This window comes from Janibacter hoylei PVAS-1 (genome assembly GCF_004025845.1).
Classification (GTDB): domain Bacteria; phylum Actinomycetota; class Actinomycetes; order Actinomycetales; family Dermatophilaceae; genus Janibacter; species Janibacter hoylei.
In genome coordinates, this window is record NZ_PIPF01000002.1 from 139,604 (window position 1) to 150,731 (window position 11,128).

Below are 11,128 nucleotides of genomic sequence, written 5' to 3' on the forward strand. Positions count from 1 at the left end.
CGTCTCCTCACCGGGAGGCGGGCACGCGCGTGCGGCGCACGAGCTCGGTGACGATGTCGAGGGGCTCGCGGCGGGCGAGCTGGGCCTCGCTGCTCAGGAGCAGACGGTGGGCCAGGACGACCGGCGCAATCGCCTGGATGTCGTCGGGCAGCACGTGGTCGCGGCCCTCGAGGGCGGCTCGGGAACGGCCGGCGCGCAGCAGGTGGAGGGTGGCGCGCGGGGAGGCGCCGAGCCGGATGAGGGAGCTCGTGCGGGTGGCGGCGGCGATGTCGACGACGTACTGCCGCACGGCGCTCGCGGCGTGGACGGTGCGCACCGCGCGGATGAGCCGCGCGATGCCGTCGGCGTCGGTGACCGGCTGGAGCTGGTCGAGCGGGGAGCTCGCACCGTGGTGGTCGAGCATGGCGACCTCGGCCGCGCTCGTGGGATAGCCCATCGACAGCCGGGCCATGAAGCGGTCGCGCTGGGCCTCGGGCAGGGGGTAGGTGCCTTCCATCTCCACCGGGTTCTGCGTCGCCATGATGATGAAGGGCCGCGGCAGCTCGTAGGTCGTGCCGTCGACGGTCACCTGGGCCTCCTCCATGCACTCGAGGAGGGCGGACTGCGCCTTGGGCGAGGCGCGGTTGATCTCGTCGCCGATGACGACGTTGGCAAACACCGCGCCGGGGCGGAACTCGAAGTCGTGCTGGTCCTGGTTGTAGATGCTCACGCCGGTGATGTCGCTCGGCAGCAGGTCGGGGGTGAACTGCACCCGACGGACAGAGGCGTCGATGCTGCGCGCCAACGTCTTGGCGAGCATCGTCTTGCCGACGCCCGGGACGTCTTCGACGAGCAGGTGCCCCTCGGCGAGGAGCACGGTGACGGCGGTGCGCACGACGTCGGGCTTGCCCTCGATGACGGCGTTCATGGCGTCGGTGAGCGCGCCACCCACCCGCACCACGTGCTCGAGGTCCGCGCTGGGGACGGCCATCGTCGGGGTGCTCTCCCTGCTGAGGGTCACGTGGTCTCCGATCCGGACGAACGATGCCGCCCCACTTCGCTCCGCTGTGCACCCGACCCTACGTGGCCCGGCGCGCCTCGCCCCCGAATACCGGCGACCGAGCCACTGACGGCAGGACGTGGGTGCGCCGAGGCCCCCGCGGAGGAGTCGGCGACGGATATTTCGCCCCACTTTGCACCACCCTTGATTTATCAGGGAAAACTCAGCATCTGATCGGCGAAAACCTGCCTGAGTGGGTGTCTTTTGTCTCATGGGTGGAGTAAAGTGGGGCAACAAGGAAGAGCAGGGAGCCATGCGGGTCGAGACGAAGGGGAGGTGGCCGCGATGTTCCTCGGTACCCACACCCCGAAGCTCGACGACAAGGGCCGGCTCTTCCTCCCCGCCAAGTTCCGCGACAAGCTCGCCGGCGGCCTCGTCATGACCCGCGGGCAGGAGCGCTGCCTCTACGTCTTCCCCATGGACGAGTTCGCCAAGATCACGCAGAAGTTCCAGGAGGCCCCGACGTCGAGCAAGGCGGCCCGCGACTACATGCGCGTCTTCCTCTCCGGCGCGAGCGACGAGATCCCCGACAAGCAGGGCCGGGTCACCGTGCCGGCCGCGCTGCGCCAGTACGCCGGCCTCGACCGTGACTGCACGGTCATCGGGACCGGCTCGCGCGTCGAGGTCTGGGACACCGCCGCGTGGGAGGAGTACCTGGCGAGCACCGAGCAGGCCTTCGCCGACCAGTCCGAGGAGGTGATCCCCGGACTCATGTGACAGCTGCTGCCATCCGGCCTCCAGCCGTGACGGCGCCGACCCGACTTCCCCCGGGCCGGATCGTCCCGGATGGGGACCAGGTGGCAGCAGCGAGCACCAGCCGGAGATCACCACCCCACCCCGCACCACCACCCGACACCACCGACGAGCACGAAGGGAGCACCGTGGAGCACGACGCCGACCGTGACCTGACGACCGACGACCGCGACGCGGCCTCCCGCCACGTCCCCGTCATGCTCGACGAGGTCCTCGAGCTCCTCGCGCCCGCGCTCTCCACGCCGGGCGCGATCCACGTCGACGGGACCCTCGGCATGGGCGGCCACGCGCAGGCCGTGCTCGAGTCCGACCCGCAGGTCCGCCTCATCGGCATCGACCGCGACCCGCAGGCGCTGCGCCTCGCGGGGGAGCGGCTCGCCCCCTTCGGCGACCGGGTCACCCTCGTGCACGCGGTCAACGACGAGATCGGCGAGGTCCTCGACGACCTCGGCATCGACACGGTGACCTCCGCCTTCTTCGACCTCGGCGTCTCCTCGCTGCAGCTGGACGAGACCGAGCGCGGCTTCGCCTACGCGCACGACGCGCCCCTCGACATGCGGATGGACCCCACGACGGGCGTCACGGCCGCCGAGGTGCTCAACACCTACGACGCCCGGGACCTGGCCCGGGTGCTGTCGGAGTTCGGCGAGGAGCGCTTCGCCCGCAAGATCGCCGGCGCGATCGTCCGCGAGCGGGAGGTCGCTCCCTTCGACCGCTCGGGGCGGCTCGTCGAGCTGCTCCGCTCGACCATCCCCATGGCCTCGCAGCGCGGGGGTGGGCACCCGGCCAAGCGGACCTTCCAGGCCCTGCGCATCGAGGTCAACGAGGAGCTCGCCGGGTGGTCCCGGGCGCTCCCGGTGGCGCTGCGGCGGCTCGCGGTCGGTGGGCGCCTCGCCGTCCTGTCCTTCCACTCGCTCGAGGACCGCATCACCAAGAAGGCGCTCGCCCGCGGCGCGACGTCGACCTCGCCGGCCGACCTGCCCGTCGAGCTGCCTGAGCACGCGGCCGAGCTGCGGCTGACCACCCGGGGTGCCCTCACCCCGAGCGAGCACGAGCTCGCCACCAACTCCCGATCCGCCTCGGTCCGACTGCGTGGGGCCGAACGCATCCGTCCACCGAGAGAAGGCGCGTAAGAGATGAGCCAGTCGACCGTCGCCACCACCGTCGCCCGCCGAACCCCGGCCCGTCGGGAGCGCGCCTCGCTGCAGGTCGTCACGCCCGCCGACCGGTCCGGGTCGCCGTGGTTTGCCGTCCTGTGCGTCGCCCTCCTGCTCGCCGGTCTTGCCGCCGTGCTCGGGCTCAACACCTCGATGGCCCAGGACTCCTTCAAGGTCTCCGCGCTCGAGGCCCGCTCGGCGAGCCTCGCGGACACCGAGGACTCCCTCGCCCAGTCGATCAACGCCAAGTCCGCGCCGCAGAACCTGGCGACCCGCGCGGACGAGCTCGGCATGGTGCCGGCCCAGTCAGCGGCCTTCATCGACGTCGACCAGGGCAAGGTGCTCGGCGTGGCGACGGTGGCCGAGAAGCCCGACGGATTTACGGTGGGAGCAGCGGCCACGAGCACCGCGGACGAGGCGGACAAGAGCTCGACGAGCACGAAGAAGACCGCCGACGAGAGCATGAAGAAGCAGAGCAGCACCAAGAGCAGCAGCTCGACCAAGGACTGAGAGGGGGAGCGCGGTGAGCCAGCGCCGACCCGAGGACCCCCGGAGCACGGGCCGGCCCACGCGCTCGGCCCGCCCCGGGCCGGCCGCGAAGAAGACGGCCGCCCCGAAGGGTGCGGCCAAGACATCGGCGGCCAAGACGTCGGCGGCGAAGAAGGCCTCCGCGAAGAAGACCTCGGCACCCCCACCCGCGACGAAGGCGGCCGCGAAGAAGACCGCGCGCACGACCGCCTCGCGCCCCGCGGCGTCCCGCCCGGCCACCCGACCGACGCGCGGACCACGCCCTTCGTCGACCCGACCGGCCACGCGACCGGCGACGGCCACCCCAGCCGTCGGCAGCCCGCGCGCCCGCATGCGCGCCCTCATGGTCGTCTCGCTCATCGTGCTCAGCCTCTTCGCCGCACAGCTGCTGCGCATCCAGGGCTTCGACTCCGACGCGGTCGCCGCCGACGCCCTGCGTCAGCGGACGCACACCGAGGCGATCCCGGCGCACCGCGGCACGATCTACGACGTCAACAACACCGTCCTCGCGCAGAGCCAGGAGCGGCGCACCGTCATCGTCGACCAGACCGCGGTGCCCGAGTACAAGAAGACGGTCGACGGCGAGCGCACCACCGTCGGCGTCGAGGGCGCGGCCGAGGACCTGGCCGAGATCCTCGGCGACCCGGCCTCCGAGATCGAGCCCAAGCTCACCGGCGACCTGCGCTACCGGCCGCTGGCCAAGAACATCTCGCCGCTCACCTGGCGCAAGATCAACGCCCTGGGCATCCCCGGCATCTACTCCGAGCGCTCCTCGCAGCGCACCTACCCGCAGTCGACGACCGTCGCCTCGCTCGTCGGCTTCGTCCAGCCGCAGGACCAGAGCGCCGGCGGTGGCCTCGAGCTCCAGCTCGACGACGTGCTCAAGGGCACGCCCGGACAGGCCACGTACGAGATCGCGCAGGACGGCTCGCGCCTGCCCAATGCCTCCGACGACGTCACCTCCGGCACGGCCGGCAAGGACGTGCGCCTGACGATCGACAACGACATCCAGTGGTACGCGCAAAATGCCCTGGCCGACAAGGTCAAGGAGACCGACGCGCTCTCGGGCACGATCGTCGTCCAGCGGGTCACCGGTGAGCTCGTCGCCCTGGCGTCCTACCCGACCTTCGACCCCAACAACCTCGGGGACGGCAAGGGCGTCTACAGCAACCTCGCCTTCAGCGACGTCTTCGAGCCCGGCTCGACGTCGAAGATCATGACCGTCGCGGCGGGGCTCGAGGAGGACACGATCACCCCGGAGACGCCGATGATCCTCCCGGGGTCGGTCAACCGCGGCAACCGCACGCTCAACGACTCGCACCCCCACCCCGACGAGTACCGGACGGTCGCCGGGGCCCTGGCGCAGTCGAGCAACACCGGCACGATCCTCATCGGCGAGACGATGGAGCCCAAGACCCTCGAGGAGTACCTGCGCAAGTTCGGCTTCGGGTCGACGAGCGGGTCAGGATTCCCGGGGGAGTCGGCGGGTCTGCTGCCCAAGGCGGAGACGTGGAACGGCTCCCAGCGGGCGACGATCACCTACGGCCAGGGTGTGTCCACGACCGCGATCCAGGTGACCAACGTCTTCCAGGCCATCGCCAACGACGGCGTGCGGATCAGCCCGACCTTCGTCAAGGAGGTGAGTGACGGCCAGGGCGGGTGGGACCCCGCGCCGGCCGGCACGCGCACCCAGGCGGTCTCCAAGGAGACGGCCAACGAGGTCTCCCGGATGCTCGAAGGCGTCGTCTCCGAGGAGGGCACCGCGCCGCAGGCCCGCATCGAGGGCTACCGGGTCGCCGGCAAGACCGGCACCGCCGACCGGTACGACTCGCGCACGGGCGGGTACTCGGGCAAGACGGCGAGCTTCATCGGCTTCGCGCCGGCTGACGACCCGCAGCTCGTCGTCTCGGTCATCCTCCAGCGCCCGATCAAGGGCTACTACGGCGGCACCGTCGCCGCCCCGGTCTTCAAGGACGTCATGACCTACGCACTCCAGCACGAAAAGGTCCCGCCGACACCGCAGGACGAGAAGGCGCCCAAGGTGCGCACCAAGCTGTCCAAGCGACCGGCCGACGACACCCCGGGTCTGCTGAAGGACCGGGGTACGCCCGGCGACGGGTAGGGTCGGCCGACGTGTCTTTTCCTCGCCCAGAGCGGGTCCGCCCGCTGACCCTGCACACCGTCGCCGACCTCCTCGGCGACGGTGCCCGGCTCACCCACGGTGACCTGGCCACCGAGGTCACCGGCGTCTCGCTCGACACCAAGACCCTGCAGCCCGGCGACCTGTGGGCCGCCCTCCCCGGGGCCCGCGCCCACGGCGCCGACTTCGTCGACCAGGCCCTCGCGGCCGGCGCCGTCGCCGTCCTCACCGATGCCGACGGGGTTTCCCGCCTCCGGGCGAAGGGGGTCGAGCTGCCCCTCGTCGAGGTGGAGCGGCCCCGCACCGTGCTCGGCCGGGTCGCGGCCGCGGTCTACGACAGCGCCGCCCGACGGCCCAAGATGTTTGGCATCACCGGCACCAACGGCAAGACGACGACGGCCTACCTCATGGTCTCGGCGCTCGAGGCGCTCGGCCGCACGACGGGGCTCATCGGGACGATCGAGACCCGCATCGGCAGCGAGCGGATCAAGTCGGTGCGCACGACCCCGGAGACGACCGACCTGCACGCGCTGCTGGCGACCATGGGGGAGCGCGGCGTCGACGCCTGCGTCATGGAGGTCTCCAGCCACGCGCTCACGCTGCACCGCGTCGACGAGGTCGTCTACGACGTGGCCCTCTTCGCCAACCTCAGCCAGGACCACCTCGACTTCCACGGCACCATGGAGGAGTACTTCCGGGCCAAGGCCAGCCTCTTCACCCCCGAGCGCTCGCGCCGCGGCGTCGTCTGCATCGACGACGAGTGGGGCCAGCGCCTGTCCCGCGAGGCGAGCGTCCCCGTGACGACCGTGACCTCGCGCCTGGACGCCGAGGCCGACTGGGTCATCGGGGGAGACCCCCGGCAGCCGCTCGTGCGCCTCACCCGACGCGACGAGACCGTGCGGCTCGAGTCGGCCCTGCCCGGCGACTTCAACCGGGTCAACACCGCGATGGCCGCCGTCGCGCTCATCGAGTCGGGTGTGCCCGCCGACCAGGTCGCCGAGGCCGTGCTCACCCGCCCGGAGGTGCCCGGCCGGATGGAGATCGTCGCTCCGAGCACCCCCTCCGACGAGCTGCCTCTGGCGATCGTCGACTTCGCGCACACCCCGGATGCCGTCGGCGCGGCCCTGGCCGCGCTGCGCCCGCAGACCAACGGCCTGCTCGTCGTCGTCCTCGGTGCCGGCGGCAGCCGGGACCCGGGCAAGCGCCCCGGCATGGGGGCGGCCGCGGCGGCGCACGCCGACGTCGTCGTCGTCACCGACGACAACCCGCGTGACGAGGACCCCGAGGTGATCCGTGCCGCCGTCGCCGACGGCGTGTGGCCCCGCTCGCGGGCTCGGCTCGAGATCGTCGCCGGGCGGGTGGACGCCATCGAGCGCGCCGTCGCCATCGCCCACGAGTCCGGCCCCGGCGCGACCGTGGCCGTCCTCGGCAAGGGCCACGAGCAAGGACAGGAAGTGCGCGGCGAGGTCCGCGACCACGACGACCGGACGGTCCTGCGGGCCGCCCTCGACCGCCGGAGTGCCACCGGATGATCCCCATGACCTTGGGCGCCGTCGCCGACCTCACCGGCGGGCGCCTCCACGGATGCACCGTGGCCGAGGCCGACGCGCTGCTCGTCGACGGCCCCGTCGTCACCGACTCGCGCGAGGCCGGCCCCGGCAGCCTCTACGTCGCCCGCGTCGGCGAGAGCGCCGACGGGCACGACTTCGTGCCCGGTGCCGCCTCGGCCGGCGCCGTCGCCGCGCTGACCACCCGCGAGGTCGACGGGCTGCCCTGCGTCGTCGTCGACGACGAGCAGGCCGCCTTCGTCGCCCTGGCACGACACCTCGTCGACTCCCGACCCGACCTGACGGTCATCGGGATCACCGGCTCCTCCGGCAAGACAAGCACCAAGGACCTGCTCGGCGCCGTGCTGGCCACCGACGGCGAGACCGTCGCGCCGGTCGGCTCGTACAACTCCGAGGTCGGCGTGCCGCTCACGGTCTGCCGGATCACGCCCCGGACCGCCCACCTCGTCGTCGAGATGGGTGCCCGCGGCATCGGGCACGTCGAGTACCTCACGCGCATCGCCCCGCCCCGCATCGGCATCGTGCTCAACGTCGGGCACGCCCACGTCGGCGAGTTCGGCTCCGTCGACGCGATCGCGCAGGCGAAGGGGGAGCTGCCCGCCGCCCTGCCTGCCGACGGGGTCGCCGTGCTCAACGCCGACGACGAGCTCGTCGCCGCGATGGCTGACCGCACCTCGGCCCGGGTCGTGCTCGTCGGCGAGGCGGAGGGCGCGCACGTTCGTGCCACCGAGGTCACCGTCGACGAGACGGGACGCCCCTCCTTCACCGTCGTCGCCCCCTTCGGCACGGCCCGCGTCGATCTCGGCCTCGTCGGCCGCCACCACGTCGGCAACGCCCTGGCCGTCATCGCCGCTGCCCAGGCCGCCGGCATGACGCTCGAGCAGATCGTGCCGGCACTGGCCGCGGCCCGTCCCGCCAGCCGCTGGCGGATGGAGGTCACCCGCCGCGACGACGGCGTCGTCGTCGTCAACGACGCCTACAACGCCAACCCCGACTCGATGTCCGCGGCCCTGCGCAGCGTCGCCGGCATGGCGACGACCGGGCGCCGCTGGGCGGTCCTCGGTGCGATGCTCGAGCTGGGGGAGACCTCCGACGAGCTGCACGCCGCCGTCGGGCGCGAGGCGACCGACCTCGGCTTCGACGAGATCCTCGTCGTGGGCGCGTCGGCGTCGCCGATCGCCACCGGGGCGAAGGACAATGGCCCGCGGGAGGACGTGCGGGTCCGGGTCGTGGACGACGCCGAAGCCGCCGAGGCCGTGCTCGCCGACGAGCTCGCCGTGCCGGACGTCGCCTTGTTCAAGTCGAGTCGGGACGCCGGGCTACGGTGGCTCGGAGACCGCATCATCCAGAGGGAGGCCCGCTCGTGAAGGCAGTGGTCATCGCGTCCGTCCTGTCCCTCGTCGTCGCCCTGCTGGGGACGCCGATGTTCATCCGCTACCTCGTCAAGCAGGGGTACGGGCAGTTCATCCGGGACGACGGCCCCACCTCGCACCACACGAAGCGCGGCACCCCGACGATGGGCGGCGCCGTCATCATCCTCGCGACGGTCATCGCCTATGCGCTCGCGCACGTCGTGACCTGGCACCCGCCGACCGTCAGCGGCCTGCTCGTGCTCTTCCTCATGGTCGGCCTCGGCGCCGTCGGTTTCGCCGACGACTACATCAAGATCAGCCGGCAGCGCAGTCTCGGGCTGCGGTCAGGGCAGAAGCTCATCGGTCAGACCGCCGTCGGCGTGATCTTCGCGATCCTCGCGCTGCAGTTCCCCAACGAGGCCCTGCGGCGACCGGCGTCGACGAGCATCTCCTTCGTCCGCGACACCGCGATCGACCTCGCCTTCGCCGGGCCGGTCATCGGGACGATCCTCTTCATCCTCTGGGCCAACCTCATGATCGCGGGCACGTCCAACGGCGTGAACCTCACCGACGGTCTCGACGGGCTCGCCACGGGGTCCTCCGTCATGGTCTTCGGCGCCTACGTCGTCATCTCGATCTGGCAGTTCAACCAGAACTGCCAGATCAGCCCCGTGGCCAACTGCTACGACGTGCGTGACCCGCTCGACCTCGCGGTCGTCGCCGCATCCGCGACCGGCGCCTGCTTCGGCTTCCTCTGGTGGAATGCCTCCCCGGCCAAGATCTTCATGGGCGACACCGGCTCGCTCGCGCTCGGCGGTGGTCTTGCCGGCCTGGCGATCCTCTCGCGCACGGAGCTGCTCATCGTCATCCTCGGCGGGCTCTTCGTGACGATCACCCTCTCGGTGATCATCCAGGTCGCCTCCTTCAAGTCGACCGGCAAGCGGGTCTTCCGGATGGCGCCGCTGCAGCACCACTTCGAGCTGCTCGGGTGGCAGGAGGTGACGATCGTCATCCGCTTCTGGATCATCGCGGGGCTCTTCGTCGCCGGCGGCCTGGCGATCTTCTACGCCGAATGGGTCGTGGGGACGCCGTGACCCGGGCCCGCTCCCACGACGAGCGGCTGGCGGGGCTGACCTCCCACGAGGCGGACTGGGCCGGCCTGCGGGTCGTCGTCACCGGCCTCGGGGTCTCCGGCTTCGCCGCTGCCGACGCCCTGATCCAGCACGGCGCCCACGTGCGCGTCGTCGACGCGCAGACCCCGGTGGAGGGCACCCCGATGGGCCAGCGTGCCCAGATCCTCGAGGTCCTCGACGCCGAGCTGCACCTCGGCGACGGAGCCGAGACCGCGCTGCCCGTGCCGGCCGACGAGATCGACCTCGTCGTCACCTCGCCCGGATGGCCGCCGCACCAGCCGCTGCTCGCCGCGGCCGCCGCCGCGGGCATCCCGATCTGGGGCGACGTCGAGCTCGCCTGGCGCATGCGGCCGCGCGAAGGGGGAGCCCCCTGGCTCCTCGTCACCGGCACCAACGGCAAGACGACGACCGTGCAGATGCTCACCTCCATGCTGCGGGCCGCCGGCCTGCGGGCGGCGAGCGCTGGCAATGTCGGCACCCCGGTGCTCGACCTCGTCCAGGACCCCCAGCCCTACGACGTCATCGCCGTCGAGCTCTCGAGCTTCCAGCTGCACTGGAGCCACTCCCTTCGCCCGCGTGCCGCGGCCTGCCTCAACATCGCACCGGACCACATCGACTGGCACGGCTCGCTCGAGGAGTACGCCGCCGCCAAGGGCAAGGTCTACGCCAACACCGAGATCGCCTGCGTCTACAACGAGCAGGACCCCGCGACCCGGCGCCTCGTCGAGGAGGCCGACGTCGTCGAGGGGTGCCGGGCGGTGAGCTTCACCCTCGGCAGCCCCGGGCCCTCGATGCTCGGGCTCGTCGAGGACGTGCTCGCCGACCGGGCCTTCGTCGAGGACCGCGCCACGACGGCGGCCGAGCTCGGCAGCCTCGCCGACCTGCAGGGCGAGGCCCCCAGCGTCGCCCCGCACCTCGTCGCCAACGCCCTCGCCGCCGCGGCGCTCGCCCGCGCCCACGGCGTCCCGCCCGTGGCCGTCCGCGACGGGCTGCGGGCCTGGCAGCCAGAGCCCCACCGCATCGCGCACGTCGCCACCGCCGGCGAGGTGCACTGGGTCGACGACTCCAAGGCGACCAACCCGCACGCCGCGCAGGCCAGCCTCACCGCCTACGCCAAGGTCGTCTGGGTCGCCGGGGGGCTGCTCAAGGGGGCCGACGTCGACGAGCTCGTCGCCGCAGCGGCCGACCGGCTGCGGGGCGCCGTGCTCATCGGGCGCGACCGCGAGCAGATCGCCGCCGCCATCGCCCGACACGCGCCGGATGTCCCCGTCATCGACGTCGCCGCCACGGACACTGGAGCCATGGACCTCGTCGTCCGGCACGCGGGGGCACTCGCCCAGCCGGGAGACGTGGTGCTGCTCGCCCCGGCGGCGGCGTCCATGGACATGTTCGACAACTACGGAGCCCGCGGAGACGCCTTCGCCGACGCGGTGGATCGCTACCTGCAGGAGGGGTGAG

9 protein-coding genes are annotated in these 11,128 nt (G+C 72.2%); 8 read left to right on the forward strand and 1 reads right to left on the reverse strand.

What is annotated here, in order from left to right; all coding sequences use genetic code 11:
- Positions 1-7 precede the first annotated feature (7 nt).
- On the reverse strand, positions 8-970 hold the full coding sequence (locus CWN80_RS02940) for an AAA family ATPase (RefSeq protein ID WP_051987848.1): 963 nt from the start codon (positions 968-970) through the stop codon (positions 8-10).
- A 354-nt stretch (positions 971-1,324) separates the two neighbouring features.
- Here CWN80_RS02940 and mraZ point away from each other — a divergent pair, with 354 nt between their 5' ends.
- From mraZ to murD, 8 genes are all read left to right on the forward strand, one after another.
- Positions 1,325-1,756, forward strand: a complete 432-nt coding sequence (gene mraZ / locus CWN80_RS02945) for a division/cell wall cluster transcriptional repressor MraZ (RefSeq protein ID WP_007925298.1) — start codon at positions 1,325-1,327, stop codon at positions 1,754-1,756.
- A 164-nt stretch (positions 1,757-1,920) separates the two neighbouring features.
- Positions 1,921-2,925 (forward strand): 16S rRNA (cytosine(1402)-N(4))-methyltransferase RsmH, encoded by a 1,005-nt coding sequence (gene rsmH, locus CWN80_RS02950; RefSeq protein WP_007925297.1) that lies wholly within the window; start codon positions 1,921-1,923, stop codon positions 2,923-2,925.
- 3 nt (positions 2,926-2,928) lie between these two features.
- Positions 2,929-3,459 (forward strand): cell division protein FtsL, encoded by a 531-nt coding sequence (ftsL, locus tag CWN80_RS02955; RefSeq protein WP_007925296.1) that lies wholly within the window; start codon positions 2,929-2,931, stop codon positions 3,457-3,459.
- A 13-nt stretch (positions 3,460-3,472) separates the two neighbouring features.
- Positions 3,473-5,599 carry a peptidoglycan D,D-transpeptidase FtsI family protein gene (locus CWN80_RS02960; RefSeq protein ID WP_128276854.1) on the forward strand — a complete coding sequence of 709 codons (2,127 nt, stop codon included), beginning with the start codon at positions 3,473-3,475 and terminating at the stop codon, positions 5,597-5,599.
- A gap of 11 nt (positions 5,600-5,610) precedes the next feature.
- On the forward strand, positions 5,611-7,149 hold the full coding sequence (locus tag CWN80_RS02965; protein WP_007925294.1) for a UDP-N-acetylmuramoyl-L-alanyl-D-glutamate--2,6-diaminopimelate ligase: 1,539 nt from the start codon (positions 5,611-5,613) through the stop codon (positions 7,147-7,149).
- Positions 7,146-8,552 (forward strand): UDP-N-acetylmuramoyl-tripeptide--D-alanyl-D-alanine ligase, encoded by a 1,407-nt coding sequence (locus CWN80_RS02970; RefSeq protein ID WP_040880710.1) that lies wholly within the window; start codon positions 7,146-7,148, stop codon positions 8,550-8,552. The genes CWN80_RS02965 and CWN80_RS02970 overlap by 4 nt, the downstream gene beginning before the upstream one ends.
- Positions 8,549-9,631: a phospho-N-acetylmuramoyl-pentapeptide-transferase gene (gene mraY / locus CWN80_RS02975; RefSeq protein ID WP_128276855.1), complete on the forward strand. Its 1,083-nt coding sequence runs from the start codon at positions 8,549-8,551 to the stop codon at positions 9,629-9,631. The genes CWN80_RS02970 and mraY overlap by 4 nt, the downstream gene beginning before the upstream one ends.
- Complete coding sequence (murD, locus tag CWN80_RS02980; RefSeq protein ID WP_007925289.1) at positions 9,610-11,127, forward strand: UDP-N-acetylmuramoyl-L-alanine--D-glutamate ligase; 1,518 nt, start codon at positions 9,610-9,612, stop codon at positions 11,125-11,127. The genes mraY and murD overlap by 22 nt, the downstream gene beginning before the upstream one ends.
- Position 11,128: the final 1 nt, after the last annotated feature.